This window comes from Anaeromyxobacter sp. SG66, assembly GCF_022690805.1.
Classification (GTDB): domain Bacteria; phylum Myxococcota; class Myxococcia; order Myxococcales; family Anaeromyxobacteraceae; genus Anaeromyxobacter; species Anaeromyxobacter soli.
Window position 1 is genome coordinate 1 of the sequence record NZ_JALCZC010000053.1, and the last position, 26,982, is coordinate 26,982.

The window sequence follows — 26,982 nt, forward strand, 5'->3', positions numbered from 1 at the left end:
CGTCCGGCCGGCGCCGCCGCGCCGGGCAAGGACGACGACTTCCAGATCGAGCGGTTCTGAAGGATTTCACGGGGCTGCGCCGCGCGCGGCGCCGGAGAACGTTGGTGCCCACACGGACCCCGCGTCGGGGCTTCCTCCGCGGGGCGAGTGGCGCTATACCCGCGCCGCTCGCTCCAACAGGAGGTCATCCGTGTCCCGCACCTCGCTCCCCCGCGCCGCCGCCGCTGCCCTCCTCGCCGTCCTCGCCGTGGGTTGCCACCGCTCCGGCCCCGCCATCGAGACCGCCCTGCCCGTCCTCCCCGGCGAGGCATGGGACGGCGCGCACGCCGCGCTCGCGCGCCTCGACCCGAACGCCCGCGACGCGAGCGTCGCCGGGGGCCGGGCGACCACCGCCAGGGCCGAGCTCGTCGTCGCGGGCGTCCACTTCGACGAGGTGAGGATCACGGGCAAGGCGGATCTGCCCAGGGTCCGGGCCGTCTCGCTCGCGACGCGGCCGCCGTCGAACGGCTGCGATCGCATCCGCGACGATCTCGTGAAGGCGCTCGGGCCGGCGTGGAACGTCGGCGAGACGCAGCTCGGCGCGACGACCGCACGGCGCGAGGGCCAGATCGCGCGCATCGTCTGCAACGGCGCCGAGCTGTCGCTCACCATCGCGGGCTGAGGCGGAGACCCCGCCGCTCTGGATCGCTCCCGCGGCCAGATCGACCGGGCTCCGCGCGGCCCGCCGACCCGCCGCGGGGCGCGTGGTACGCTCGCCGCGGCCGATGCCCGACGACGCTCCCCCGCTCGCGCGCGCCAAGGCGCTCGCGCTCCGCTTCCTCGCGAGCCGCGCCCGCACCGAGGCGCAGGTCCGCGCCCGGCTCGCCAAGGCCGAGCTCTCCGCCGAGGCGGACGCGGTGGTGGGCTGGCTCCGGCGCCTCGGCTACCTCGACGACGCCGCGTACGCCCGGGCCCGCGCCCGGGCGCTCGTCGCGCCCGGCCGGCTCGGCCCCCGGCTGGCGGAGCGGCGGCTCCGCACGGCGGGCATCCCCGGCGACGCGGCGCGCGCGGCGATCGCCGGCGCTGTGGCGGAGGGAGGGGAGGGCGGAGAGGTCGCGCTGTGCCGGGCGCTCGCGGAGCGCCGGGCGCGCGGGGCCGCGCTCGAGACCCTCGACGACCGCGCGCGCCGGCGGCTCGCGCGCTTTCTCCTCGGGCGCGGGTTCGCGGGCCCGGTCGTGGCGAGGGTCCTCGGGATCTGGGAGGACGGCTGACGCCGTCGCTGGCGGCTGCGCGCCGGGCGGGCCTCTGTTATCCTCACGGCCTCATGCGCCTCCCCGCCGCCCTCGCGCTCTCGGTCCTCCTCGCCGCGTGTGGCTCCAAGCGCGTCAGCTTCACCGGCCAGCTCAAGTACGGGGCCACGGCCGAGGCCAACTACGAAGCCGGCGTCGACGAGCTGAAGCACGACAACTACTCCGAGGCCGTGAAGTTCTTCGAGTACGTCCGCACCAAGTACCCGTTCTCGAAGTACGCGCCGCTCTCCGAGCTCCGGCTCGCCGATCTCAAGTTCAAGCAGGAGCGCTACGTCGAGGCGGCCGACGCGTACCAGCAGTTCGTCACGATGCACCCGACGCACGAGGAGGTGGAGCTCGCGGAGCTTCGCGTCGGGGTGTCGTACCTCCGCGACGCGCCCGGGGACTTCGTGCTCTTCCCGCCGGCGTACGAGAAGGACCAGCGTCAGGTGGAGAAGGCCGCCCGCGCGCTGCGCGACTTCGTGCAGGCGAAGCCCGACTCGAAGTACGCGCCGGAGGCCAAGAAGCTCCTCGCCGAGGCGGAGGGGCGGCTCGCGAGCCACGAGTGGTACGTGGGCGAGTACTACTACAAGCGCGGGCGCTGGGCCGGCGCGGCCGGGCGCTACGAGGCGCTCGTCTCGAAGTACCCCGGCTCGCGCCACGAGGTGGAGGCGCTCATGAAGCTCGCGCACTCCTACCTGGAGATCGACGAGAAGCACCGCGCCCGCTCCGCCCTGCAGAAGCTCATCGTGAAGCACCCGCAGGACCCGCGGCGCCCGGAGGCGGAGAAGCTCCTTGCGTCGATCCGGTGAGCCGCCGGCCGCGCCGCCGCCGGAGCTCGGCGAGCGCGCCCGCGGCCGGCGTGAGCGCGCCACGCGGGTGGGCGCTCCCCACCTCGTCCCGTCGCTCGCCGCCGTCGCCGCCGCCCTCGTGGTCTGGGCGCTGTGGGGCAAGGTCTCCTGCGGCGACCCGCGCCTCGCGCTGGCGAGCCCCGAGACGCAGGTGAAGGCCGCGCTCGCGAAGCAGGACCGCGCCCGGGTGCCGGACGTCTACGGCTTCCGCGCGGGCGGGATCGCCTCGCTCCGCTCGGTGCGCTACGCGGACGTCGTGGTCGCGATGGATCGGGGAAAGGCGCGGGTCCTGGCCGTCGTGGAGGCGGACGGGGACGTCGCGTGGCAGGAGGAGCGCGCGCGGATCTCCTACGTGGGGCGCGAGGCGTTCGAGATGTCCCGCTGCAGCGCCGCGGGGTGGTGCTCCGACGGCCGTCAGTTCGCGGAGCTGAAGGGCGTGCTCGCCGCGCTGTTCCGCCGGGAGGACGCCTTCAACCGGCGTGACGCGGAGGCCTACGCGCGGCTCGTCTCGGAGCGCTACGCAGGTGCCGGCGGACGTGACGCGCTGCTCGCGCGGCTCGGCGAGGACCTGCGCGCGGGACCGCCGGCGCGCGTGCGCATCCTCGCGTGGCAGATCCGCGTGGAGCGGGATCGCGCGATCGTGGGCGAGGACCAGGAGCTCACCGTCGGCGAGGAGGCGCCGCGGGCGCTGCGCTCGCGGTACGAGCTCCTGCGCGAGGGAGAGCGCTGGACGATCGTCTCCGGGCTGTGACCGGGCGTCGCGCTTGGGGTCCGGTACGCCCCGCGGGCGGCCGGGCCGCGGAGTCCTGCGCGCGCGGCCTGGCCGCGGAGTCCCGACGACCTCGCCTCGGCCGCGACGCGAGGTCGGGATCGACCGTCCGGCGGCGCGGCGCGTGCTACGCTGCGCGGCCGGGAGGGTCCCGTGGACGACACCCTGAAGCAGGCGCTCGCGCTCGGGCGCGCGTACTATCTGAAGAAGGACTACGGCCTCGCGGAGACGTACCTGACGCAGGTCGTCGAGTCGAACCCGTCCTTCGCCGACGTCTACAACATGCTCGGGGTCGTCTACCACGACCAGGGGCAGTACCAGAAAGCGCTGCGGGCGTTCGAGGCGGCGCTCCGGATCAACCCGGGGTACACGGACGCCGCGCTCAACCTCGCGGTCACCTACAACGACACGGGCAAGTACCGCGAGGCGCAGGAGACCTACCGGCACGCGCTCTCGCGCTCCGGCGCCGCCCACGGGAAGCTGGATCGCTACGTCCAGGGCAAGCTCGCGAACATGTACGCCGACATCGGCGACGTGTACCTCTCCTCCGGGCTCCACGAGGAGGCGATCGCCGAGTACCGGCGCGCGCTCGCGCTCGGGCCCGCGTTCTGCGACGTCCGCGCGAAGCTCGCGGGCGCGCTCCGGGACGCGGGGGATCGGGAGGCGGCCATCAGCGAGTACGAGGAGGTCGTGCGGCAGAACCCCACGTACGTCCTCGCCCGGCTGAACCTCGGGCTCGCGCTGTACGGCGGCGGGCGCAGGGACGACGCGGTGGCGCAGTGGCGCGCCGTGCTCGAGATCTCGCCCGGCAACCGGAACGCGGAGCTGTACCTCCAGGTCGCCGGAGGATAGCCGCCCGTCCTCCGGCCCGCGGTGACGAGGCTCCGCGACGGACGCCTCGCCGCCCCTGCTCCGAGCCACGCGAAGCCGACCGGAGTCGACGTTCGACGCGCCGTGCGCGCTGGCCCGGGTCGCGTATCCGCCGCCAGAGCACCGCGGGCGCCTCGCGGTTGCCCGAGCACCCGCCCGCCGGTATGGGGTAACGGCATGGATCCCGAGAAGAAGATCCGCCTCACGAGCTTCAGCCACGGCGCGGGTTGAGCCTGCAAGATCCGCCCGGCGGATCTGGCGCAGGTGCTGCGCCACGTGCCCAGGATCGAGGAGCCGCGCGCGCTCGTGGGGACCGAGACGCGCGACGACGCCGCGGTGTACCGGCTCTCGGACACCGAGGCGATCGTCGAGACGGTCGACTTCTTCACCCCCGTGGTGGACGACCCGTACTGGTTCGGGCGGATCGCCGCCGCGAACGCGCTCTCGGACGTGTGGGCGATGGGCGCCCGGCCGCTCTTCGCGCTCAACCTCGTGAGCTGGCCGGTCGGGAAGCTGCCGATGGAGCTGCTCGGCGAGGTGCTGCGCGGCGGGGCGGAGTCGGCGCGGCTCGCCGGCGCGCCCATCCTGGGCGGCCACTCCATCGACGACCCCGAGCCCAAGTACGGGATGGCGGTCACCGGGATCGTCCACCCCGATCGCATCCTCCGGAACGTCGGCGCGCGCCCCGGCGACGTCCTCCTCCTCACGAAGCCGCTCGGGATGGGCATCGTGACCACTGCCATCAAGCGGGAGGAAGCCGGCGCCGCGCTCGTGGACCTCGCCATCGAGGTGATGAGCGCGCTCAACAGGACGGCGGGCGAGATCCTCGCGGCGAGCGGCGCCGTGCACGCCCTCACGGACGTCACCGGGTTCGGGCTCCTCGGCCACGGCTGGGAGATGGCGGAGGGCTCGGGGGTGACGCTCCGGCTCCGCGCCGAGGCGATCCCGGTGCTGCCCGGCGTCCAGGACCTGGCCGCGAGGGAGATCGTGCCCGGCGGCTCGCGCGCGAACCTCGCCTGGGTCCGGCCGAACGTGCACTTCGCCGAGGGCCTCCACCCGACGACGCCCATCGTCCTCGCCGACGCGCAGACGAACGGCGGGCTCCTCGCCGCCGTCGATCCCGGCCGCGCCGCCGGGGTGCTCGAGGCGCTCCGCGCCGCCGGCGTCGCCGCCGTCGAGATCGGCGAGGTGGTCGCGGGTGAGCCTCCCCGCCTCGAGGTCCTCTAGGCGGAGAGCCAGCTCGGCGGGGCGCGGGCCCGGCGGCCGTGAGCAAGGCCGTGGAGCGGGCCCGGCGGCCGTGAGCAAGGCCGTGGAGCGGGACGCCGGCCGGCCCTCTGCTAGAATTCACGGGCGATGCTCGCCCCGCTCGCCGCCGCGCTCCTCCTCGCCGCCGCGCCGCGCGCGCCCGGCTTCGTCGCCGTGGTGGATCCGGGGCACGGCGGCGATCAGGAGGGCGCGCTCTCGCCGCTCGGCGACAAGGAGAAGGACGTCGCGCTGGAGATCGCGCGCCGCGTGGCCGCGCGGCTCCGGACGATCGGCGGCAAGGTGGTGCTCACCCGCACCGGCGACATCGGCGTGCCGCTCGCGAACCGCGCCGCCATCGCGAACGCGCTCCGCGCCGACCTGTTCGTCTCGGTGCACCTCAACTCCATGCCCTCGGCCGAGGCGCGCCGGCACTCCGCCGGCGTCGAGACCTACTTCCTCTCCGCCGACGCGACCGACGCCTCGGCGACGGCGGTGGCCGCGCGCGAGAACGCCGATCGGCTCGCCGGAGAGCCGGAGCTCGATCCCGCCGATCCCGTGGCGGCGATCCTCCAGGACCTCGAGGACCAGGACGCGCTCGCGGGCTCCTCGCGGCTCGCGTACGCGGTGCACGAGAAGCTCGTGAGCGCGCTCGGCGCCGAGGACCGCGGGGTGAAGCAGGCGCCGTTCTACGTGCTCGCGGGCGCGCGCATGCCCGCGGTGCTCCTCGAGGTCGGCTTCATCTCGCACGACGGGGAGGCGGCGCGGCTGCGCACGCCCGAGTACCAGGAGCGGATCGCCGCCGCGGTCGCGGAGGGCGTCGCCGCCTGGCGGAACGCGACGCGCCGGGCCGGGCGCTAGAGGACGGGGCTTCCCGTCACTCCGCTGCGTCCCCCGGACAGTCGAACCTGAGCCTGTCGAAGAAGCGTCGGAGCCGCGGGGCCCTAGACCCGCGCGCCGGGCACCTGGGCCAGCGCTCGCGGTCAGCGTGTCCCGGGCGCCGGCAGCGGGGGACCGGGGCGTTCGCCCTCCGGATAGGCCCCCGCGGGCGTGACGGGGGAGGTGTCGTCCCAGGACCGGCAGGCGCACACGACGCAGCCGCGGGTCCGGTCGGTCGCGCACTCCTCCACGCCCAGGCACCGGCGCCGATCTTCCCCGGAGCAGAGGCCTGCGCGGCTCGGGGTGAGGCAGCCCGCGGCGAGCGAGGCGGCGATGGCGACGACGAGCGGGCGCATGCGGATCCTCCGGAGACAGCAAAGCACGCCGCCCCCGCGCGGTCGACACCGTGGCGGCGGCCGACGCCCCGTGCTATCTCGCCGCCCCATGCGCACGAACGGTCGCGGCCAGCGGGATCTCCGGAACGTCGTCCTCGAGCCCGGCGTGTCGAAGCACGCGGAGGGCTCCTGCCTCGCGAGGTTCGGCGACACGCACGTGCTCTGCACCGCGACCGTCGACGAGAAGGTGCCGCCGCACGTCTACGGCACGGGGGCCGGCTGGGTCACCGCGGAGTACGGGATGCTGCCGCGCTCGACGCACGAGCGGATGGCCCGCGAGGCCGCGCGCGGCAAGCAGGGCGGGCGCACGCTCGAGATCCAGCGGCTCATCGGCCGCGCCCTGCGCGCGGCGATCGACCTCCGCGCGCTCGGGCCGCGGACGATCACGCTCGACTGCGACGTCATCCAGGCCGACGGCGGCACGCGCACGGCCGCGATCACCGGCGGCTACGTGGCGCTCGTCCTCGCCATCCGCGCGCTGCAGTCGCGGAAGACCATCGCCCGGAACCCCGTGGCGCGGAGCGTCGCGGCGGTGTCGGTCGGCATCGTCGAGGGCGAGGTCTGCGTGGACCTCGACTACGGGGAGGACTCGACCGCGGAGGTGGACATGAACGTCGTCGCCACCGGCGACGGCGCGCTCGTCGAGGTGCAGGGGACCGCGGAGGGGAAGCCGTTCCCCCGCGCCGATCTCGACCGGATGGTCGACGCGGCGCTCGAGGGGATCCGCCGCCTCCAGGAGCACCAGGAGCAGGCGCTGCGGAGGTGAGCGTGGACCTCTTCTTCGCCACCACGAACCCCGGCAAGCTCCGCGAGCTGCGCCGGCTGGTCTCCGGGCTCCCCATCCGCGTCGTCTCGCCGGAGGACCTCGGGCGCGACCTGCCCGAGGTGGAGGAGGACGGCGCCACCTTCCAGGCGAACGCGGAGAAGAAGGCGGCCGCGTACGCGCGGTTCGCCGGCATGCCGGCGCTCGCCGACGACTCGGGGCTGTCGGTGGACGCGCTCGGCGGCGCCCCCGGCGTCCGCTCCGCGCGCTGGTCCGACGAGGAGCCGGGGCCCGCGCCGGCGAGCCCCGTGTGCGAGCTCGCCGAGGGCGCCGCCGCCGAGCTCGGACCGGTCGCGGGAAGGGCGGCGCGGGACGAGCGCAACAACGACAAGCTGCTCCGCTCCCTGGCCGGGCTGCCGGACGGGCGGCGCGGCGCGGAGTACGAGGCGGTGCTCTCCGTGGCGCGCGCCGACGGGACGATCGTCGCGAGCGTGACCGGGGTCTGCCGCGGACGCATCGGGCACGCGCGACGCGGGTCCGGCGGGTTCGGCTACGACCCCCTCTTCGTGCCGGACGCGCAGGACGGGCGGACGATGGCGGAGCTCTCGCCCGAGGAGAAGGACGCGCTCTCGCACCGGGGCGACGCGTTCCGGAAGCTCCGCCCCTGGCTCGAGCGGATCGCGCGCGAGGGCGCTTGACGCCAGCACGGCGAGAGGCTAATGACGGGCGTTCTCGGAAACGGGGTGGCCTCGGGCCTCCTCCAGCGTCCGGGGCGTAGCGCAGCCTGGTAGCGCGCCTGCCTTGGGCGCAGGAGGTCGCGGGTCCGAATCCCGCCGCCCCGATCTTTGACAGCATGGGATGGCCGGGACGCCGAGAACGCGGCGTTCCCCAGCAGTATGCGCCCGTAGCTCAGTTGGCCGGGGCCCGGGGCCACCACTGGCCCCGTATGAACCTTCGCCACGCCGGCAAGGACGCGCACCGCTTCACGCGCCCGTAGCTCAGTTGGATAGAGCGTCGGCCTTCGAAGCCGCAGGTCGGGGGTTCGATTCCCTCCGGGCGCGCCAGATCGTATTTACGGTGAGTATAGCTCAATCGGTAGAGCACTGGACTGTGGATCCGGGGGTTAAGGGTTCGAGCCCCTTTACTCACCCCAGTTTTACCAAACGGCACCTGCGCCCGTAGCTCAGCTGGCCGGGGCCCGGGGCCAACACTGGCCCCGTACGAACCTTCGGCCGCGGGCACGAACGACCTGCGACTTTCACGCGCCCGTAGCTCAGCTGGCCGGGGCCCGGGGCCAACACTGGCCCCGTACGAACCTTCGGTCGCGGGCACGAACGACCTGCGACTTTCACGCGCCCGTAGCTCAGCTGGATAGAGCAGCGGCCTTCTAAGCCGCGGGTCGGGGGTTCGACTCCCTCCGGGCGCGCCACCCTCCGGGCGCGCCAAACGCGTCCGGCGCGGAGGCGCAGCCGGATGATGACGCTGCGCCAAGCCGTCGTTGACATACTGCGAGGACGCTGCTAGATACGCGGCCCCTCGGCCATCCCGAGCAGCATTCGGGCGCATAGCTCAACTGGCAGAGCAATGGACTCTTAATCCATAGGTTGAAGGTTCGATTCCTTCTGCGCTCACACGACGGGGACCTGGCGAGAGCCGGGTCCCCGTCGACCTTTTTCCGGACGGCGCGCGCGCAGACGGACGCGCCACGGCGCCACCGGCGGGGAGGACGAGCGGGCTCAGTCCTTCTTGCCGCCCTCGATCACGCCGAAGCGGGGGCGCTTGCGCTCGGGCGGGCGCAGGATGCCGCCGATGATGGACGGCCACGGCAGGGCGCAGTCGAAGCGGCGGCCGCGGAACGTCAGCTCGGCGCGCACGCCCCACTCGTCGAGCAGCACCTCCCGGGCGTCGCGCCCGGCGACGAGGTTCAGCCGGACGAGCTCCTCGTCGTGCAGGTACTCGGGGAGCTCCACGCCGGGCGCCGCCGGCGCGACGATCACGCACTCGATCGCCTGGGCCGCTCGGCAGGCCTCCAGCATCTCGGCGTGGCGGCGCTGCAGGGCATAGAGCTCCAGCACCCCCTCCGCCCACGCGGGGCAGGCGGGCAGGCACTTCTCTTCCGGGGGATGCTGGTGGACGACCGTCACGGGCCCTCTCGTACTACAAACCCGGGCCGTCGTCTGCGGCGGGCGTGGTAAACGTCGTCGCCACCGGGGCGGGTGGCGGAACTGGCAGACGCACCAGACTTAGGATCTGGCGCCGCGAGGCGTGAGGGTTCGAGTCCCTCCCCGCCCATTTCGCGCTTGACCGCGCCCGCCCGGCGCACATAGCACTACCGGCTTTCCGCCGATCCCGCAGAAGGGCCCGAAACGACATGAAGATCCAGGTCGAGAACGTCTCCCCCGTCGAGAGGAAGGTCAGCATCGAGGTCGATCCCGACCGCGTCGCCCAGGAGCTCGAGCGCGCGTACGTCGGGCTGGGGCGTCGCGTGAAGCTCCGCGGGTTCCGCCCCGGCAAGGCGCCGCGCAAGGTGCTCGAGCGCCAGTTCCGCGCCGAGGTCGAGAGCGAGGTCCTCGAGAAGATCGTCCAGCAGACGTTCTCCGAGGCCGTGAAGGTGGAGTCCATCCCGCTCGTCGCGCCGCCGCACGTCTCCGTGTCGGAGGGGGTCCAGGACGGCAAGCCGGTCCGCTACACCGCGCGGGTCGAGGTGAAGCCCCGGATCGAGCCGAAGGACTACCGCGGACTGGAGGTCACCCGGAAGCCGCCGGAGGTCACCGACTCGATGGTGTCGGACGAGTTGACGCGCCTCCAGGAGTCGATGTCGCAGCTCGTCCCGGTCGAGGGCCGGTTCGAGGCTCAGGAGGGCGACTGGGCGGTCATCGACCACGAGGGGACGATCGAGGGCAAGCCGTTCGAGGGCGGCAAGGCCGAGGGCGTCACCGTGAAGATCGCGCCGGGCGCGATCTCCGACGGGAACCTCGAGGCCCTGAAGGGCAAGAAGCTCGGCGACACGGTCGAGATCGACGAGCCCTTCGCCGAGGACCACCGGGTGGAGGAGCTCCGCGGCAAGGTCGCCCACATGAAGGTGACCCTGAAGGCGCTCAGGACGCGCCAGCTCCCCGCGCTCGACGACGCGCTCGCCAAGGAGGTCGGCATCGAGGGCATCGAGACGCTCGACGCGCTCCGCGCGCGCATCCGCGCGGATCTCGAGAAGCGCGAGAAGCGGCGCGCCGAGAGCGAGCTGAAGGACGCGCTCGTCAAGGCGGCGCTCCAGAAGAACGAGTTCGAGGTGCCCCCCGCGCTCGTGGAGCGCGCGATCGACGCGATGCTGGAGGGTGCGGCCGAGCGGTTCGCCCGCTCAGGGATCGACATCCGGAAGCTCGAGCTCGACTTCGCCCGGATGCGGGCGGACATGCGCGAGCAGGCGCTGCTCCAGGTCCGGGGCGCGCTCCTCCTCGAGGCGATCGCCGACACCGAGAAGCTCGAGGTCACGGACGAGGACTTGCAGGCCGAGGCCGCCCGCATCGCGGAGGAGCTCGGGGCGCCCCTTGCGAAGGTCCAGCAGCAGATGCGCGGCAAGGACGCGCGGGAAGCACTAAAGAACAGGGTACGGGAGGACAAGGCGCTCGCCTTGCTGTCCTCGTCCGCCAACATCCAGTCCGCCTGAGAACGGGGTCAAAGCCATGCCCTACATCCCGATGCCGTACGTCGTCGAGCAGACGCACCGCGGCGAGCGCAGCTACGACATCTACTCGCGCCTGCTCAAGGACCGGATCGTCTTCCTCGGCACGCCGATCGACGACGACGTCGCGAACGTCGTCATCGCGCAGCTCCTGTTCCTCGAGTCCGAGGACCCGGACAAGGACATCAGCCTCTACATCAACAGCCCGGGTGGCTCGGTGACCTCCGGCCTCGCCATCTACGACACCATGCAGTACGTGAAGCCGCAGGTGTCCACGATCTGCCTCGGGCAGGCGGCGAGCATGGGCGCGTTCCTCCTCGCCGGGGGGGCGGCCGGCAAGCGGTTCGCCGTGCCGAACGCGCGCATCATGATCCACCAGCCCATGGGCGGCTTCCAGGGCCAGGCAACCGACATCGACATCCAGGCGCGAGAGATCCTGCGGCTCAAGGCGAAGCTGAACGACATCCTCGCGAAGCACACCCGCCAGGCGCTGGAGCGCATAGAGAAGGACACCGATCGCGACTACTTCATGGGGGCCGGCGAGGCCAAGGAGTACGGCCTCATCGACGACGTCATCGTGCACAAGCCGAAGGCGATGGAGAAGAAGTCGCAGTAATATTCAGAGGGCGTCGCGCCGGGGTACCCCGAGGGGCAGCAGCCGGGTGAGCGTGCTCGTGACGAGGAGGTAGGCTTTGGAGAAGCGCGAGACCTTGAGCTGCAGCTTCTGCGGAAAGTCGCAGAAAGAGGTCAAGAAGCTCATCGCGGGACCGACGGTCTACATCTGCGATGAGTGCATCGGCCTCTGCAACGACATCATCGCGGAGGAGATCGCCGGCGAGGAGAAGCGCGAGCAGAAGCTGCGCGTGCCGCGCCCGTCGGAGATCAAGACCATCCTCGACGAGTACGTGGTGGGGCAGGAGCGGGCCAAGAAGACGCTCGCCGTCGCCGTTCACAACCACTACAAGCGCATCGAGAGCCGGGTCTCGATCGACGACGTGGAGCTGCAGAAGTCCAACATCCTGCTCCTCGGCCCGACCGGCTCCGGCAAGACGCTGCTCGCGCAGACGCTCGCCAAGATCCTGAACGTCCCGTTCACGATCGCCGACGCGACGACGCTCACCGAGGCGGGCTACGTCGGCGAGGACGTCGAGAACATCATCGTGAACCTGCTGCAGGCCGCCGATCACGACATCGAGCGGGCGCAGAAGGGCATCGTCTACATCGACGAGATCGACAAGATCGCCCGCAAGAGCGAGAACCCCTCCATCACCCGCGACGTCTCGGGCGAGGGCGTCCAGCAGGCGCTCCTCAAGATCATCGAGGGCACCGTCGCGAACGTCCCGCCGAAGGGCGGCCGGAAGCATCCCCAGCAGGAGTTCCTGCAGGTCGACACGACGAACATCCTCTTCATCTGCGGCGGCGCCTTCTGCGGCCTCGAGCAGATCATCGAGCGCCGCTCCGGCGGGCGCAGCCTCGGCTTCGGCTCCGACGTCACCTCGAGGAGCGAGAAGAACATCGGCGAGCTGCTCGCGATGGTGGAGCCGGACGACCTGCTCAAGTTCGGGATGATCCCCGAGTTCGTCGGGCGGCTCCCGGTCATCACGAGCCTCGAGGAGCTGGACGAGCCGGCGCTCATCGAGATCCTCACGAAGCCGCGGAACGCGCTCGTGAAGCAGTACAAGAAGCTGCTCGAGATGGACGGCGTGTCGCTCAAGTTCACGGACGGCGCGCTCAAGGCGATCGCGCGCGCGGCCATGAAGAACAAGGCCGGCGCCCGCGGCCTGCGCGCCATCCTCGAGAGCGCGATGCTCGACATCATGTACGACGTGCCGAGCCGCAGGAACGTCCGCGAGATCGTGATCTCCGAGGACGTGATCGACAAGAAGGAGGCGCCGCTCGTCGTGATGCAGAAGGAGGCGGAGAGCGCGTAGGCCCTGCCGCCGCGCCCGCTCCTCGACGGGGCCGCCTCCGGGCGGCCCCGTTCGCGTCTCAGACGTTCGCGTGGACGTACCGAAACCACGCGAGGCGATCGGCGAGCGCGTCGCCGGTCGGCGTGTTCCAGCGCGGCGGCGCCGCCGCCCAGCGCGCGCGCAGCTCGGTCGCGAGCCGGCGCGCCTCGGCGAGGTAGCCTCGCCGCAGCGCGGCCGCTTCCTCGTCCGAGAGGGGCGGCTCCGCAGGCGCGGCAGGCGCCGCGAGCTCGGGCAGCGTCGAGACGTCGAGATCCACCGGGCGTGGATCCGGGGGCGGTGCCTCGACGAGCCGCCAGCTCCCGTCCATCCAGCCGAGCCGGTACAGCGGCACGAACGCCTCGCCCTCGTCGGCGAGGAGCTCGATGGCGGCGAGGAGGAAGTCCACCTCCTCGGCGGTCGCGTGGTAGGGCAGGGAGATCCGGACCCAGCCGGGCTTCAACGCCTGCACCCCCGCGGCGATCGCGCGCCGGAACTCGGCGGAGCGGTCCGGGCCGATGCCGAGGAGCCGGTGCCCGTACGGCCCGGCGCAGGAGCAGCCCGCGCGGCTCTGGATGCCGAACAGATCGTCGAGCAGGGTCGAGACGAGCCCGTGGTGGAGCCCCTCGACGTTGAACGACAGGATGGGCAGGCGCGGCCCGCCGGAGGGCCCGTAGAGCCGGACGCGCGGGTGACGGCGCAACCGGGCGCAGGCGGTCTCTCCGAGCGCGAGGTCGTGGGCGAGGATGCGCTCCGGTCCCACGAGCTCCTTCACCAGGAACGCGAGGCCCGCGCGGACGTCGCCCAGGATGTCGGGCGTCCCGCCCTCCTCCCGCTCGGCGAGCCGGTGGGTGTAGTCCACCGAGAGGCGCGCGTGCGCCGCCTTCGCCGGCGCCTCGCCGGGGCCGACGTAGTCCACGGTGCCGCCGCCCGGCCGCTCGGGTGCGCGGCTGCGGAACAGCTCGCGGTGAGCGACGAGCACGCCCGAGCCCTCCGGCCCGCCCAGGAACTTGTGGGTGGAGAAGAAGATGGCGTCGAGCCGCTCGGCCGGATCGGCGGGGTGCATGTCGACGGGCACGTAGGGCCCCGCCGCCGCGTAGTCGGCGCAGGCGAAGAAGCCGTGCGCGTGGAGGACGCGCGCGATCGCCGGCACGTCCGAGAGCGCCCCGGACACGTTCGAGGCGGCGGAGAAGGCGCCGACGCGGAGCGGACGGCCGGCGTGCGCCCGGGCCTTCCGGGCGAGGTCGTCGAGATCGAGGCGCCCCGCGACGTCGAGCTCCACCTCCACGACGTCCGCGACGGACTCGAGCCACGGCAGCTCGTTCGAGTGGTGCTCGTATGGCGAGACGAGCACGATGGGGCGCTCGTCGTCGGGGATCGCGCGCGAGAGGCCGTAGCGGCGCTCCAGCGGCTCCGACACGCGCAGGCCGAGCAGGCCCACGAGCTTGTTCACCGCTGCGGTCGCGCCGCTCCCCACGAAGAGCACCACGTCGTCGGCGGAGGCGTTCACGCAGCGGGCGATCGCCCGGCGCGAGTCTTCCCGCAGGCGCGTCATGGTGCGGCCGGTGGTGGAGATCGCGGTGTGCGTGTTCGCGTAGAGCGGCCGCGCCGCGGCGATGCGCGCCTCGACGAAGGAGAGCGCGCGGCCGGAGGCGGTCAGGTCGGCGTAGGTCACGAGCCGCGCGCCGAACGGCGTCGAGACGAGGGTGCGCCGTCCGATCTCGGAGGCGCGGAGGAGGGCGGTGGCCTCGGCGAAGGTCATCGCCCCTGGTTCTATCTGCCCGGCAGCCAGGGCGCCAAGCGGGCGGTGGCGCGCCGCCGGGGCGGAGGCACGGCTGCCCGGCGGTGCGCGGGACCCGCGCGGGAATTGCACCGGCGTGCGCGCCGTTCAGGGGCGGGTCGCCTCCGCGCCGCCACGGAGGGGAGCGGCTCGCCCCGCACGCGCTGCCCCGCCAGGTGCCTGCGGGAGCGCTCGCGGCGTGCCCGGCCGGGCACGCGAAGTCCCTGTGCGGTGCGCACGGTTCGGCTCGAAGAAGCCCGGCCGGTTCGCTGTTACATGGTGGTAGAAATCTCGAACCGCCGGCGGGTTCCCCCGCTTGGCTCCAAGGAGCAGAACGACGTGCCCATCTTCTCGCGCAACGACGACGGCAAGAGGGACGGGAAGAAGAGCCGCAGCCTGCCGCTCCTCCCGCTCCGCGACATCATCGTGTTCCCGCACATGGTGGTGCCGCTGTTCGTCGGCCGGCAGAAGTCCATCGCGGCCCTCGAGGAGGCGATGGCCCATGACAAGACCATCCTCCTCTGCGCCCAGAAGAAGGCGAAGACGAACGAGCCCTCCTCGGACGACATCTTCGCGGTCGGGACCATCGGCACGATCATCCAGCTGCTGCGGCTCCCCGACGGCACCGTGAAGGTGCTCGTGGAGGGCAAGCTCCGCGCGCGCGTGCGGCGCTTCCTCGACTCCGACCGGTTCCTGCTCGCCGAGGCCGACGAGATCGAGGAGACGAGCGACAGGACCGTCGAGCTCGAGGCGCTGATGCGCTCCGTGCAGTCGACGTTCGAGGCCTACGTCAAGCTCAACAAGCGGATCCCGCCGGAGATGCTGACCAGCGTCGCGTCGATCGACGACCCGGCCCGGCTCGCCGACACGATCGTCGCGCACCTCTCCCTCAAGCTGAACGACAAGCAGTCGATCCTCGAGACCGAGTCGCCCACCAAGCGCCTCGAGAAGCTCTACGAGCTCATGCAGGGCGAGATCGAGATCCTGCAGGTCGAGAAGAAGATCCGGACGCGCGTCAAGAAGCAGATGGAGAAGACGCAGAAGGAGTACTACCTCAACGAGCAGATGCAGGCGATCCAGAAGGAGCTCGGAGAGCGCGACGAGTTCAAGAACGAGATCCAGGAGCTCGAGGAGAAGATCAAGAACAAGAAGATGTCGAAGGAGGCCACCCTCAAGGCCAAGAAGGAGCTCAAGAAGCTCAAGATGATGAGCCCGATGAGCGCCGAGGCCACGGTGGTGCGCAACTACATCGACTGGATCCTCTCGCTCCCCTGGTACGAGTACACCGAGGACAAGCTCGAGATCCCGGAGGCCGAGCGGATCCTCGACGAGGATCACTACGGGCTCAAGAAGCCGAAGGATCGCATCCTCGAGTACCTCGCCGTCCAGAAGCTCGTCGAGAAGATCCGCGGCCCCATCCTCTGCTTCGTCGGGCCGCCCGGCGTCGGCAAGACCTCCCTCGCGCGCTCGATCGCGCGCGCGATGAACCGCAAGTTCGTGCGCATCAGCCTCGGCGGCGTCCGCGACGAGGCCGAGATCCGCGGCCACCGGCGCACGTACATCGGCGCGCTGCCCGGCAAGATCATCCAGTCGCTCAAGAAGTCGGGCTCGGGGAACCCCGTCTTCCTCCTCGACGAGGTGGACAAGATGTCCACCGACTTCCGCGGCGATCCCTCCGCCGCGCTGCTCGAGGTGCTCGACCCGGAGCAGAACTACAGCTTCAACGACCACTACCTCGATCTCGACTACGACCTCTCCAAGGTCATGTTCATCTGCACGGCCAACACGATGGGCGGGATCCCCGGGCCGCTGCAGGACCGCATGGAGGTCATCCGGATCGCCGGGTACACCGACCTCGAGAAGCTCTCGATCGCCCAGCGCTACCTGATCCCGAAGCAGCGCGAGGTGAACGGGCTCGAGAACGTCCCCGTCGAGTGGAGGCGGCGCGCGCTCAAGGCCCTCATCCACAAGTACACGAAGGAGGCCGGCGTCCGCTCGCTGGAGCGCGAGATCGGCTCGGTGTTCCGCAAGATCGCGAAGGACGTCCTGAAGAGCGGCTCGCTCGACGGCAAGCAGTACGTCGTCACCGAGAAGGCCGTGCAGAAGTACCTCGGCCCGCCGCGGTTCCGGTACGGCACCGCGGAGGAGGAGGACCAGATCGGCCTGACGACCGGCCTCGCCTGGACCGAGCTCGGCGGCGAGCTCCTCACCGTCGAGGCCCAGGTGATGCCCGGCAAGGGCAAGCTCATGATCACCGGGAAGCTCGGCGAGGTGATGCAGGAGTCCGCCCAGGCCGCGATGAGCTACGTCCGCTCGCGCGCCGATCTCCTCGGGCTCGACAAGCGCTTCCTCGAGAACGTGGACATCCACGTCCACGTGCCCGAGGGCGCCATCCCGAAGGACGGTCCGTCCGCGGGCATCACGATGGCGACGACGCTCGTCTCCGCGCTCTGCCGCTTCCCGGTCCGCAAGGACGTCGCCATGACCGGCGAGATCACGCTGCGCGGGCGCGTCCTGCCGATCGGCGGGCTCAAGGAGAAGGTCCTCGCGGCGCACCGCGGCGGGATCAAGAAGGTCCTCATCCCGAAGGAGAACGCGAAGGACGTCCGCGACATCCCGAAGATGGTCCGCGAGCGGCTGCAGATCGTCACCGTGGAGAGCGCCGACGAGGTGCTGCGCGAGGCGCTCGTCCTCGAGCACCCGGAGACGTTCCTGCGGCACTCGCCGGAGGAGCCGCACGAGCACGCCGAGACGGCGGCGCAGGCCTAGGACCGCGCCGTCCGCGAGCCGCGACGAGACAGGCCGGGCGCCCGAAGGGGCGTCCGGCCTTTCTTCATCGAGGGCGAACGCGCGGATGCGCGACGCGCGAGCGAAGCGAGCCCGCGGGCGCCCTCGCGGCGGTGAGGCGCCCTCGGCGGCGCGCGGATCCGGCGGGCAGGGGCGAAGGCGCAGCGCCCGGTCAGAGGCCCCCGAGCCGCGCGTAATACCGGTGCGCCCCGCGCGCGCTCGGCAGCGGAACGAGCCCCAGGCGCGCGAGGTCCCAGCCGGGCGCGCCGTCCTTGACCACGACCCAGCGCCGCGCCACGCGGCGCGCGGCCAGGATCGCGTCGGGCGCGAGCGGGCGCCCCTCGGCGAGCCGGCGGACGAGGTCGAAGCCGCCGGGCTCGGCGCGCGCGTGGCGGAACATCGGGTCGAACACCACCACGTCGAAGCTGCGGGGCGGCAGCGCGGCGAGCGCGACGGCGTGCTCCTCCGGGCGCACCTCGATCCGGCGCGCCGCCGGGTCCGCGTGCCGGGCGAGCCCCTCGGCGACCCACGCCGCGAGCGCCGGCGATGCCTCGAGCCCGACCACGCGGCCGTCCGGACCCACCGCCACCGCCGCGACGAGCGCGTCCGCGCCGAGCCCGAGGGTGCAGTCGAGGATCGCGTCGCCCGGGCGGACGTCGGCGGCCGCGAGGAACGGATCCGGCGGCCCCGCGTCCTCGCCCCGGGCCGCCGCGGCGACGCGCTTCGCGCGGAGGGCGCCCATGCCGGGCGACCAGACGTGCTCCGCCCCGTCCACGCGCAGCGCGGCGTGGCGTGCCGAGAGGACGAGCAGCGCGTCCGCCCCGGCCTCGGCGCGCACCGCGTCGAGCGAGCGGTTTCCCCGGGCGCAGAAGAGGAGGCCGTGCCGCGCCGCGGCGGCGCGGGCGGAGGCCTCCTCGGCGGGGGAGGGGCGGAGCGGGGTGGTGACGGCGAGCTTCACGGGGCGGGTTGTGGTCGCTACGCAAGAGTTATATAATAGTTCCTGAATGATGACGAGGAAGACCAACGGGCGCGCCGCGAAGGTCCGCAGCTTCTCGGCGACGGACGAGGACACGGCCATGCTGGACGCCGTCGCCCGCTACCACGGGTTCTCCAAGTCCGCGACGCTCGTCGGCCTCGTCCGCCGCGAGTTCTGGCGTCTCTTTCCCGCCGGCACGGGCGACATCAAGCCCGCGCGCGGCGCCCGGGTGAAAGAATGACCCTCCCCGCCTTCCCCATCCACGACCCCGTCGCGAGCCCCGAGTCCGGCAGCGACCTCCCGGAGGACGACGTGCGCGAGCTCGAGGAGGAGATCCGCGCGCTCGCGAAGGAGAAGGACGCGGTCATCCTCGCGCACAACTACCAGCTCCCCGAGGTCCAGAAGATCGCCGATCACGTCGGCGACTCCCTGCAGCTCGCGATCACCGGCAAGAAGGTCCCGCAGTCCACGATCCTGTTCTGCGGCGTCCACTTCATGGCGGAGTCGGCGAAGGTGCTGGCGCCGGAGAAGCGCGTGCTCCTGCCGAACCTCTCGGCGGGCTGCTCGCTCGCGGACTCGATCACGCCGGAGTCGCTCGAGGACTGGAAGGAGCGCTACCCGGACCACGCGGTCGTCACCTACGTGAACTCGTCCGCGGAGGTGAAGGCGCTCTCCGACATCTGCTGCACGAGCGCGAACGCGGCCTCGGTCGTCCGCTCGCTGCCCCAGCGGAAGATCCTCTTCACGCCGGACCGGAACCTCGGCAACTGGGTGAAGGGGAAGGTGCCGGAGAAGGAGATCGTCGTCTACGACGGCTGCTGCCCCGTGCACGACGTGCTCCGCTCCGCGAACGTGAACCGGGTGAAGGACGCGCGGCCGGAGGCCATCGTCATCGCCCACCCCGAGTGCCGCGCCGACGTGATCGACGTCGCCGACGAGGTCTGCTCCACGACCGCCATGCTCGGCGCGGTCGAGAAGCACCCCGAGGCGCGGACGTTCATCGTCGCGACGGAGCACGGCATCGTCTACCAGATGAAGAAGCGCTGGCCCGACAAGGAGTTCATCGTCGCCGACGGCTGCATCGGGTGCCGGATGCACTGTCCGTACATGAAGATGATCGACCTCGTCATGATCCGCGACGCGCTCCAGCACGGGAAGCACGCGATCGACGTCCCGCTGGACGTCGCCGAGGGCGCGCGGAGGGCTTTGGAGCGGATGATCGCGGTCCCGCGCGACGCCTAGCTGCGGCGCACGATCCCGGGCCTGCGGCGGGCGTCCTCGCTCTCGCTAGCCGATCGCGAAGTAGACGAGGAACGCGATCGCCGCCCCCGCCATGAGCGGGTGGACCTCGCGGACGCGGCCGCGGAGCACCTTCAGGAGGACGAACGACACGAACCCGGCGCCGATGCCGTTCGTGATCGAGTAGGTGAACGGCATGACCGTGAAGGTGAGGAACGCCGGGATCGACTCGGTCGGGTCCTCCCAGGGCAGCGCCCCGACGTCGCGCATCATGAGGAAGCCGACGAGCACGAGCACCGCGCCGGTCGCCTGCGGCGGGACGACGCCCGCGAGCGGGGAGATGAAGAGGCAGAGCGCGAACAGCGCGCCCGTGACGACGGAGGTGAGCCCGGTGCGTCCGCCGGCGGCCGCGCCGGCGGCGCTCTCGGCGTAGGTCGTCGCCGACGACGAGCCGGCAGCACCGCCGACGACCGCCGCGAGGGAGTCGATGAGGAGGACCGTACCCGGGCGCGGGAAGTTGCCCCGCTCGTCGAGGTACTTCGCCTCCTGCCCGACCGCGACGACCGTGCCGACCGTGTCGAAGAAGTCGGACAGCATGAGCGAGAAGACGACGAGCGCCGCGGTGGCGCCGCCGAGCACGTGGATGAACCCGAAGTCGAAGTGGCCGAGCTGCCCGAAGTCCGGCAGCGCGAAGGGCGACGTCGGGAGCACGACCTCCCACGGCTTGAACCCGGCCGCGCCGCCGAACATCGCCTTCGCCGCGATGGCGATGGCGGTCGAGGCGCCGAGCCCGATGAGCAGCGCGCCGCGGGTGTTCCGCGCGATGAGCCAGCCCGTGAACACGAGGGTGAGCGCGAACAGCACCACGGGGAAGCCCCTGAGGTGCCCGGCCTGTCCGAGCGCGACGGGCACGGGGTCCGCCACGTTGCGCGAGATGAACCCGGCGTCGACGAACCCGATGATGGCCAGGAAGAGGCCGATGCCGATGCCGATCGCCCGCTTCATGCTCATCGGCACGGCGCGGACGACCGCCTGGCGGAGCCCGGTGGCGACGAGCGCGGTGATGACGAGACCCTCGGCGACGATGACGCCCATCGCCTGGGGCCAGGTGAGGCCGCGCGCCGCGACGAGCTGGAACGCCACGACCGAGTTCAGGCCCATCCCCGCCGCCAGCGCGAGCGGCAGGTTCCCGAACACGCCCATCGCCAGGGTCATGAGCGCGGCCACGAGCGCGGTCGAGGTGAGGAGGGCGGGCTGCGAGAGCTTCGCGCCGGTCGCGTCGGCGACGCCGCCGAGGATCGCCGGGTTCACGAAGACGATGTACGCCATCGTCACGAACGTCGTGGCGCCGGCCAGGATCTCGCGGCGCACCGTCGTGCCGCGCGCCGTGAGGCCGAAGAAGCGGTCCAGGGCGCCGGTGGGGGCGGGGGTCGGGTTCATGTCGGTCTCGTGGCGGATGGGGCCGTAAGAGGCGGCGGAGGATAGCAGGGCGGGGCGACCGCCGGCCCCGAAAAGGAAGGGCCCGGGTGCCTCATGGAGGGCACCCGGGCCAGGTCCAGCACGGCTCGGTTCGGTTACTTGCGGGCCGCGCGCGCCGGCTTCTGCGCCTTGCCGCTCTTCGCGGGCGGACGGAGCTCCGCCACCACGCGATCGGCGCCGTAGATCTTCGTCAGCGCCTCGATGAGCGCGTCCGAGTGGACCGCCACGGTGCGGTTCACCGCCGGGTCGAAGCCGTAGTCCCCGCCGAGCGACTGGATGTTGCCGTCGAAGACGAGGCCGACGATCTCGCCGTCCTTGTTGATGACCGGCGAGCCCGAGTTGCCCCCGATGATGTCGTTCGAGGTGACGAAGTCGAAGCGGGTCTGGAGGTTCAGCCGGTCCTTCGCGGCGAGCCAGCTCTCCGGCAGCGCGAAGGGATCGCGCCCGGTGGCGCGCTCGTACGCGCCGGCGAACGTCGTGAACGGCTCGACCGTCTTGCCCTTCTCGGTCCAGCCCTCGACCGCGCCGTACGAGAGGCGGAGCGTGAACGTCGCGTCGGGGTAGGTGGTGCGCCCCTGGACCGCGAAGCGCGCCTCCGCGATCCGCTCGTGGTTCTTCTGCACGACCGACTCGACCTCGTCCTCGAACGTCTTGCGGACGGCGCGCGCGTCGGGGTCGATGGCGGCGGCGAGCGCGAGGAGCGGGTCGTTCGCACCCTTCACGGCCGCCTCGCCGCCCTCCCAGAGCTGCTTGCGGACCGCCACGTCGCGGAGCTTGGTCGTCTCGACCACGCGCTTCGCGACCTCCTGCGGCGACTCCTTCCCGAGGAGCTTCTTCATCACCGGGTGATCGGGGCCGAGCCGCTCGCGGATCTTGGAGAGCGAGTGCCCGAGCAGCAGCGTCTCGAACTCGGGGTAGATGGGCGCCTCGCTGAACAGCTCCTGCGTGAGCGCGGGCAGGTTCGAGTCGCGGAACTCGCGGAGCCGGTCCGGGCTCGCCTTCTGCCGCTCCGCCGCGCCGCGGAGGAGGTCGCGCGCGATGGCGAACAGCGTGCTGTTCCTGAACCCGCCCTCGAGCGAGTTGTACTCGTCACGGAGCTGCAGCACGCGGTCCTGCGCCTTCGCGATGGCGTCGAACGCGGGCAGCGCGTCCTTGCCGCGGGGATCCTTCGCGAGCGCCGCCTTCAGCGCCTCCTCGTTCGCGACGAGCGACCGGAAGAAGGCGCGGTCCTGGAGCGCGAGGAACCGGCCGCGGAGCGCCTTGTAGCCGTTCTCCACGTAGAAGAGGTGGGCGTTCGAGATGCGCTTCTGCTCGGGGCCGAGCATCTGGAAGCCCGTGAGGAGGCCGCGCAGCTCCGCGAGGCTCTGCAGCCGGTCCGGGAGCACGACGTCGCGCTGCATCGCGAGCTGGGCCACGGTGAGCGCGCGGTCGGTGCCGCCCGGGTGGCCGGAGACGAACGTGAGCTCGCCCGCCTCGGCGCCCTTCTGCGACCAGCGGAAGTGGTTCTTCATCTTCGCGGGCTTGCCGCCCTGGTAGACGCGCAGGAACGACACGTCGAGGTCGTAGCGGGGGAACATGAAGTTGTCGGGATCGCCGCCGAAGAAGGCGATGGCGAACTCGGGCGCGAACACGAGGCGCACGTCCTGGAACCGGCGGTACTTGTAGAGGTCGTAGACGCCGCCCTGGTAGAGCGTCACGACGTCGCAGCGCAGGTCGGGCGAGGTCTGGCACTCCTTCTCGATCCGCGCCATCTCGCCCTGCAGCGCCTTGTGGTACGCCTCGCCCTCGAGCCCCTTCGTCGCGGCGCGGACCCGCTGCGTCACGTCGCTGATCTGGACGAGCTGGTTCACCTCGACGGTCGGGCACTTCACCTCGTCCGCCTGCGTCTTCGCGTAGAAGCCGCTCTTCACGAAGTCCTTCTGCGCGGTCGAGAGCTGCTCGATGCACTCGTGCGCGCAGTGGTGGTTCGTCATCACGAGGCCGTCCTCGGAGACGAAGCTCGCGGAGCAGCCGCCGGCGAGGCGCACCGAGGAGAGGCGGGCGTTCTCGAGCCACGCGTCGCTCGGCCGGAACCCGTACTTCTTCTCCACCTTGTCGCTGGGGAACGCGTCGTACGTCCACATGCCCTCGTCCGCCACGGCGGCGAGGGGCGCGAGCAGGACCAGCGCGACGACCAGTCTCTTCATGAGGTTGCCTCCGGGGAGAGTACCGGGGCGCCTTTTCCCCGGTTGCCGGCGGTCATAGGACCGGCCCGGGAGTGAGTCAACTAAGCCGGAAACGTGACGGCCCCGCGGTAGGATCCCGCCGTGCTCTCCTCGCGCACCGCCTGGGATCTCGCCGCCAACGCGCTCGCGGCGCGCACCGACGCGCTCCGCGCGAGCGGCCGGCCGGTCCTGGATCTCGCCGAGTCGAATCCCACCCGGGCCGGCCTCGCCTGGGACCCGGCGGAGCTCACCGCCGCGCTCGCCGATCCGCGCGTCGCGTCCTACGAGCCGACGCCGCAGGGGCTCCTCGCGGCGCGGGAGGCGGTCTCGCGCTATCTCGCGGCGCGCGGCGCGGCGGTGGACCCGGGCCGGGTCCTCCTCACCGCCTCGACGAGCGAGGCGTACGCGCTCCTCTTCAAGCTCCTCTGCGATCCCGGCGACGAGGTGCTGGTGCCGGCGCCGTCGTACCCGCTGCTCGACCTCCTCGCCGACCTCGAGGCGGTCCGCCTCGTCCGCTACCCGATGCGCTACGACGGGAGCTGGCACCTCGATCGCGCCGCGCTCGAGGCGTCGATCGGGCCGCGGACGCGCGCCGTGGTGGTCGTCTCGCCGGCCAATCCGACGGGCGCGGTGCTCGACGCGGAGGAGCTCGCCGGACTGGATCGGCTGTGCGCCGCGAACGATCTCGCGCTCCTCGGCGACGAGGTGTTCGCCGACAGTGCGCTCCGGCCGTGCCCGAGCGTCGCTGCGGGCGAACGCGAGGCGCTCGCGTTCCACCTGTCGGGCCTCTCCAAGGTGTGCGGGCTCCCGCAGCTCAAGGTCGGCTGGATCGCGGTCGCGGGGCCTTCGGCCCGCGTCGAGCCCGCCCTCGCTCGCCTCGAGGTGGTCTCGGACGCGTACCTCTCCGTCTCCGGGCCGGCGCAGCTCGCGCTGCCCGGGCTCCTGGCGGGGCGCGAGCGCTTCCTCGCGCCGCTCCGCGTCCGGCTCGCGGCGAACCGCGCCACCCTCGCGGGGGTCCGCGGTGCGGCGGCGGACGTGCTCGCCTCCGCCGGCGGCTGGAGCGCGGTGCTCCGCATCGGCGAGACGATCGACGAGGAGGCGCTCTGCCTCGACCTCCTCGAGGACGGCGTCGTCGTGCAGCCCGGCTTCTTCTACGACTTCGAGCGGCAGGGCCACCTGGTCGTGTCGCTGCTCCCCCCGCCGCCCGAGTTCGCGGCGGGGCTCCGCCGCGTCCTCGACCGCTGTGGAAACGCCGATTTCGCCAGTCCTTCCGGGCGATAGCGCCCGATCGCCGATCGGGCCATCGGTTTGACACCCCTCCGATCGCCGGCCTATAAGCCGAGGGGCAATGAACCGGCTCAAGCTCTGGCTCTTCGCGCTCGTCGTCGTCGCGGCGGCGGGCGTGGCGGTGTACCTCCATACCCGCACGATGCGTGAGGAGGCGCTCGCGGCCGTGGACGCCGACGTCGCCTCCGCCGCCCAGCACGCCGAGGCCGCGAAGAGCGCGCTCGCACACGACGCTGCCGCCGCCGCCGCGCTCGTCGCGCGCGACCCCGCGCTCGCAGGGACCCTCGCCTCCGGGGGTGCCTCCGCGACCGACCCCGCCGCCCGGGCCCACCGGACGCGCGCCGTCGCGCCCGCGGGGTCGGACCCCGCCGCCGCGGAGCTCGTCACGGAGCGTGCCGCACGGGCCGCGCTCGCCGGAGCGGAGCGCGCCCTCGGGTTCCGGTTGCCGGAGGGGACCACCGTGATCGCCGCGTCGCGCGAGACGCTCGAGCGTCGCGAGGCGGGGGCGGGCGAGGCCGCAGCGCTGCTCCGCGCCGCGGTGGAGGGTGGATCGCCGCGCGGTCACGTCCGCGCCGGCGGCAAGCTCCTCTTCGCCGCCGCGGCGCCGGCGGGCGACGGCGCCGGGGTGCTCGTGCTCGCGCCGGTGGGCGAGGCGTTCGCGCGCGGGATCGCCGCCGCCTCGAGGGTGCCGGTGCTGCTCGTCGCGCCCGAGGCGAAGCCCATCGCCGTCGGGATCCTCCCGCTCGCCGACGAGGCCGCGATCGTGAAGGCCGCGAGCATCTTCGGCGTGACCTCGGACGCCGGCCGGCTCGGGCCGGTGGACCTCGGGGTCAGCGCCGTGAAGCTCCCCCGGGCGCCGCTCCTCGGCGCGTCCGCGCCCGGCTACCGCGTCCGCTCGGTGGCGCTCGAGGGCGTGAAGGGGGCCGCGGTGATCGCGGTGGCTCCCACCGCCTCGAGCCTCGCGCCCATCGTGATCCTCCAGTGGCAGGCGATCGGCGCGCTGGGGCTCGCGATCGTGCTCGCGGGCCTGTTCGGCGTCCTCGTCCGCGCGGCGGAGCCCGCCCCCATGCTCCCCGAGTCGCTCCTCTCGGCGGCGGCGCGCCTCGAGAAGGGCGACTTCTCCGCGCGCGTGCCGGAGCTCGCCGGCCAGCTCGGGACGGTGGCCGCCGCGCTGAACCGCGCCGCCGAGGCGGCCTCGACGCCGCCCGCGGCGGCGCCGGCGCCCGCAGAGGATCTCTTCGCGCGCGCCGCGCGGCCCGCCGAGGCGGACCCGTCCGCGTTCGAGTTCCCGCTGCGCGCCCCCGAGCCGCTCGCTCCTGCGGCCGAGGCGAGCGCGGCGCCGCCGGCTCCTCCCGCGCCCGCCCCCGGGCACGCGGACGCGGCGCGCGCGGGCGTGATCGTTCCCCCGGCGCCCGCGGAAGAGCCGCTCGCGGCGCCCGCAGAGCTCCTGCAGGCCGCCGCCCAGGCCGCAGCCCCCGACGGCGACGACGAGCAGGGCCACTGGCGTCAGGTCTTCTCCGACTTCCTCCGCACGCGGGGCGAGTGCGGGGAGGCGGCGGGCGGGCTCACGTTCGAGCGGTTCGCCCAAAAGCTCGCCTCCAACAAGGCGGCCCTCGTCTCGAAGTACGCCTGCCGGACCGTCCGGTTCCAGGTGTACGTGAAGGACGGGAAGGCGGCGTTGAAGGCGACTCCCGTTCGCTGACCCGAGGGATTGAAACCTACGCGGCCGGCGGAAGCGTCAGCGTGAACGTCGCGCCCGCGCCCTGCACGGAGGCGACCTCGAGCGCGCCGCCGTGCTCCTCCGCGATGCGCTGCGCGATGGCGAGGCCGAGGCCGGTGCCGCCCTCCTTCGTGGTGAAGTAGGGCTCGAAGACGCGCGGCAGCTCCTCCGGGCCGATGCCCGGGCCGGTGTCGGAGACGGAGAACGCCACCGCCGGGCCGGCGCGGCGCGCCGCGAGCCGGAGGGTCCCGCCCGCCGGCATCGCGTCGAGCGCGTTCCCCACGAGGTTCAGGAGCACCTGCAGGATCTGATCGCGATCGGCGAGCACCGGCGGCAGCCCGGGCTCGACCTCGCGCGCCACGACGACGCCCTCGGGCGGGGTCGGGAAGAGCGCGAGCACCGACTGGACGAGCTCCTCCGGGGAGATCGCGGCCCGCTCGGGAGCGGGCAGCCGCGCGAACCGGCTGAACTCGTCGACGATGCGCTTCAGGCGCCGGACCTCCTCGCCGATCGCGCGCGTGCCCTCGTCGAAGATCTCACCGAAGTCCCGCCGACCGCGGGCGTGCGCGTCGCGCAGCGTCTCGACGCTCATGGCGATGGGGGTGAGCGGGTTCTTGATCTCGTGGGCGAGCCGCCGCGCCACCTCGCGCCACGCGGCGATGCGCTCGGCCTGCGCGAGCCGGCCGCGGCTCGCGGCCAGATCGGCGGTCATGCCGTTGAACGCGCGCACGAGCTCGCCCACCTCTCCGGAGGCGCCGACGCCCTCGACGCGCGCGCCGAGGTCGCCCGCCGCGACGCGCAGCGCGGCGGAGCGCAGCGCGTCCACCGGCCGGGTCACGCGCGAGGCG

The 26,982-nt window shown here is 72.7% G+C and carries 24 protein-coding genes and 6 tRNA genes; 23 read left to right on the plus strand and 7 right to left on the minus strand.

Annotation, left to right across the window (positions count from 1 at the left end; genetic code table 11):
• Window positions 1-190: 190 nt before the first annotated feature.
• From MNZ39_RS14710 to MNZ39_RS14740, 7 genes are all read left to right on the plus strand, one after another.
• Window positions 191-661 carry a hypothetical protein gene (locus MNZ39_RS14710; protein ID WP_242339804.1) on the plus strand — a complete coding sequence of 157 codons (471 nt, stop codon included), beginning with the start codon at window positions 191-193 and terminating at the stop codon, window positions 659-661.
• Between the two features lie 103 nt (window positions 662-764).
• Window positions 765-1,250 carry a RecX family transcriptional regulator gene (locus tag MNZ39_RS14715; protein ID WP_242339806.1) on the plus strand — a complete coding sequence of 162 codons (486 nt, stop codon included), beginning with the start codon at window positions 765-767 and terminating at the stop codon, window positions 1,248-1,250.
• Window positions 1,251-1,303: 53 nt separating this feature from the next.
• Complete coding sequence (locus MNZ39_RS14720) at window positions 1,304-2,080, plus strand: outer membrane protein assembly factor BamD (protein WP_242339808.1); 777 nt, start codon at window positions 1,304-1,306, stop codon at window positions 2,078-2,080.
• The gene (locus MNZ39_RS14725; RefSeq protein WP_242339810.1) at window positions 2,064-2,870 is read left to right on the plus strand and encodes a nuclear transport factor 2 family protein; all 807 of its coding nucleotides are present in this window, start codon (window positions 2,064-2,066) and stop codon (window positions 2,868-2,870) included. The genes MNZ39_RS14720 and MNZ39_RS14725 overlap by 17 nt, the downstream gene beginning before the upstream one ends.
• Window positions 2,871-3,041: 171 nt before the next feature.
• On the plus strand, window positions 3,042-3,740 hold the full coding sequence (locus MNZ39_RS14730) for a lipopolysaccharide assembly protein LapB (RefSeq protein WP_242339812.1): 699 nt from the start codon (window positions 3,042-3,044) through the stop codon (window positions 3,738-3,740).
• Window positions 3,741-3,935: 195 nt separating this feature from the next.
• On the plus strand, window positions 3,936-4,985 hold the full coding sequence (gene selD / locus MNZ39_RS14735; RefSeq protein WP_242339814.1) for a selenide, water dikinase SelD: 1,050 nt from the start codon (window positions 3,936-3,938) through the stop codon (window positions 4,983-4,985).
• A 126-nt stretch (window positions 4,986-5,111) separates the two neighbouring features.
• Window positions 5,112-5,861 carry an N-acetylmuramoyl-L-alanine amidase gene (locus MNZ39_RS14740; RefSeq protein WP_242339816.1) on the plus strand — a complete coding sequence of 250 codons (750 nt, stop codon included), beginning with the start codon at window positions 5,112-5,114 and terminating at the stop codon, window positions 5,859-5,861.
• A gap of 122 nt (window positions 5,862-5,983) precedes the next feature.
• Here the strand turns inward: MNZ39_RS14740 and MNZ39_RS14745 are convergent, their stop codons facing one another.
• Window positions 5,984-6,235: a hypothetical protein gene (locus MNZ39_RS14745; protein WP_242339818.1), complete on the minus strand. Its 252-nt coding sequence runs from the start codon at window positions 6,233-6,235 to the stop codon at window positions 5,984-5,986.
• 88 nt (window positions 6,236-6,323) lie between these two features.
• On the opposite strand from MNZ39_RS14745, the gene rph reads away from it, so the two are divergent.
• The 7 genes from rph (at window position 6,324) to MNZ39_RS14780 (ending at window position 8,668) form a co-directional block, all read left to right on the plus strand.
• Entirely contained in the window at window positions 6,324-7,040 is a 717-nt protein-coding gene (gene rph, locus MNZ39_RS14750) for a ribonuclease PH (RefSeq protein WP_242339820.1), read from the plus strand.
• A 2-nt stretch (window positions 7,041-7,042) separates the two neighbouring features.
• Window positions 7,043-7,735 (plus strand): RdgB/HAM1 family non-canonical purine NTP pyrophosphatase, encoded by a 693-nt coding sequence (rdgB, locus tag MNZ39_RS14755; protein WP_242339822.1) that lies wholly within the window; start codon window positions 7,043-7,045, stop codon window positions 7,733-7,735.
• Window positions 7,736-7,805: 70 nt separating this feature from the next.
• Window positions 7,806-7,879 (plus strand) — tRNA-Pro (locus MNZ39_RS14760).
• A 145-nt stretch (window positions 7,880-8,024) separates the two neighbouring features.
• Window positions 8,025-8,101 (plus strand) — tRNA-Arg (locus MNZ39_RS14765).
• 13 nt (window positions 8,102-8,114) lie between these two features.
• Window positions 8,115-8,190, plus strand: a tRNA-His gene (locus MNZ39_RS14770).
• Between the two features lie 199 nt (window positions 8,191-8,389).
• Window positions 8,390-8,466, plus strand: a tRNA-Arg gene (locus tag MNZ39_RS14775).
• Window positions 8,467-8,595: 129 nt separating this feature from the next.
• Window positions 8,596-8,668, plus strand: a tRNA-Lys gene (locus tag MNZ39_RS14780).
• A 105-nt stretch (window positions 8,669-8,773) separates the two neighbouring features.
• Here the strand turns inward: MNZ39_RS14780 and MNZ39_RS14785 are convergent.
• Window positions 8,774-9,181, minus strand: a complete 408-nt coding sequence (locus MNZ39_RS14785) for a hypothetical protein (RefSeq protein WP_242339824.1) — start codon at window positions 9,179-9,181, stop codon at window positions 8,774-8,776.
• A 66-nt stretch (window positions 9,182-9,247) separates the two neighbouring features.
• On the opposite strand from MNZ39_RS14785, the gene MNZ39_RS14790 reads away from it, so the two are divergent.
• The 4 genes from MNZ39_RS14790 (at window position 9,248) to clpX (ending at window position 12,647) form a co-directional block, all read left to right on the plus strand.
• A tRNA-Leu gene (locus MNZ39_RS14790) sits at window positions 9,248-9,329 on the plus strand.
• A 79-nt stretch (window positions 9,330-9,408) separates the two neighbouring features.
• The gene (gene tig / locus MNZ39_RS14795) at window positions 9,409-10,701 is read left to right on the plus strand and encodes a trigger factor (RefSeq protein ID WP_242339826.1); all 1,293 of its coding nucleotides are present in this window, start codon (window positions 9,409-9,411) and stop codon (window positions 10,699-10,701) included.
• Window positions 10,702-10,717: 16 nt separating this feature from the next.
• Window positions 10,718-11,332 (plus strand): ATP-dependent Clp endopeptidase proteolytic subunit ClpP, encoded by a 615-nt coding sequence (gene clpP, locus MNZ39_RS14800; RefSeq protein ID WP_242339828.1) that lies wholly within the window; start codon window positions 10,718-10,720, stop codon window positions 11,330-11,332.
• Between the two features lie 76 nt (window positions 11,333-11,408).
• A complete protein-coding gene (clpX, locus tag MNZ39_RS14805; protein ID WP_242339830.1) occupies window positions 11,409-12,647 on the plus strand; it encodes an ATP-dependent Clp protease ATP-binding subunit ClpX in 1,239 nt (412 codons plus the stop codon).
• A gap of 58 nt (window positions 12,648-12,705) precedes the next feature.
• Here clpX and MNZ39_RS14810 read toward each other — a convergent pair whose 3' ends face one another.
• Complete coding sequence (locus MNZ39_RS14810; RefSeq protein WP_242339832.1) at window positions 12,706-14,424, minus strand: aminotransferase class V-fold PLP-dependent enzyme; 1,719 nt, start codon at window positions 14,422-14,424, stop codon at window positions 12,706-12,708.
• Window positions 14,425-14,787: 363 nt separating this feature from the next.
• Here MNZ39_RS14810 and lon point away from each other — a divergent pair, with 363 nt between their 5' ends.
• Window positions 14,788-17,211 carry an endopeptidase La gene (lon, locus tag MNZ39_RS14815; RefSeq protein ID WP_374112085.1) on the plus strand — a complete coding sequence of 808 codons (2,424 nt, stop codon included), beginning with the start codon at window positions 14,788-14,790 and terminating at the stop codon, window positions 17,209-17,211.
• Between the two features lie 190 nt (window positions 17,212-17,401).
• On the opposite strand, the gene MNZ39_RS14820 is transcribed toward lon, so the two are convergent.
• Window positions 17,402-18,187 (minus strand): class I SAM-dependent methyltransferase, encoded by a 786-nt coding sequence (locus MNZ39_RS14820; protein WP_242339836.1) that lies wholly within the window; start codon window positions 18,185-18,187, stop codon window positions 17,402-17,404.
• A 49-nt stretch (window positions 18,188-18,236) separates the two neighbouring features.
• On the opposite strand from MNZ39_RS14820, the gene MNZ39_RS14825 reads away from it, so the two are divergent.
• Window positions 18,237-18,446, plus strand: a complete 210-nt coding sequence (locus MNZ39_RS14825; protein ID WP_242339839.1) for a hypothetical protein — start codon at window positions 18,237-18,239, stop codon at window positions 18,444-18,446.
• Complete coding sequence (gene nadA, locus MNZ39_RS14830; RefSeq protein ID WP_242339841.1) at window positions 18,443-19,447, plus strand: quinolinate synthase NadA; 1,005 nt, start codon at window positions 18,443-18,445, stop codon at window positions 19,445-19,447. The genes MNZ39_RS14825 and nadA overlap by 4 nt, the downstream gene beginning before the upstream one ends.
• Window positions 19,448-19,492: 45 nt before the next feature.
• Here nadA and MNZ39_RS14835 read toward each other — a convergent pair whose 3' ends face one another.
• Together MNZ39_RS14835 and MNZ39_RS14840 are read right to left on the minus strand one after the other, a co-directional pair.
• Window positions 19,493-20,884 carry an NCS2 family permease gene (locus tag MNZ39_RS14835; protein ID WP_242339843.1) on the minus strand — a complete coding sequence of 464 codons (1,392 nt, stop codon included), beginning with the start codon at window positions 20,882-20,884 and terminating at the stop codon, window positions 19,493-19,495.
• Window positions 20,885-21,018: 134 nt separating this feature from the next.
• Window positions 21,019-23,109: a S46 family peptidase gene (locus MNZ39_RS14840; RefSeq protein ID WP_242339845.1), complete on the minus strand. Its 2,091-nt coding sequence runs from the start codon at window positions 23,107-23,109 to the stop codon at window positions 21,019-21,021.
• Between the two features lie 120 nt (window positions 23,110-23,229).
• On the opposite strand from MNZ39_RS14840, the gene MNZ39_RS14845 reads away from it, so the two are divergent.
• Both MNZ39_RS14845 and MNZ39_RS24715 read left to right on the plus strand, forming a co-directional pair.
• Window positions 23,230-24,408: a pyridoxal phosphate-dependent aminotransferase gene (locus tag MNZ39_RS14845; protein ID WP_242339847.1), complete on the plus strand. Its 1,179-nt coding sequence runs from the start codon at window positions 23,230-23,232 to the stop codon at window positions 24,406-24,408.
• A gap of 67 nt (window positions 24,409-24,475) precedes the next feature.
• Window positions 24,476-26,116, plus strand: coding sequence for an MXAN_5187 family protein (locus MNZ39_RS24715; protein WP_277957079.1), 1,641 nt, complete (start codon window positions 24,476-24,478; stop codon window positions 26,114-26,116).
• A 16-nt stretch (window positions 26,117-26,132) separates the two neighbouring features.
• Here the strand turns inward: MNZ39_RS24715 and MNZ39_RS14855 are convergent.
• The coding region (locus MNZ39_RS14855) for a PAS domain-containing sensor histidine kinase (RefSeq protein ID WP_242339849.1) at window positions 26,133-26,982 on the minus strand (850 nt) is incomplete at its 5' end.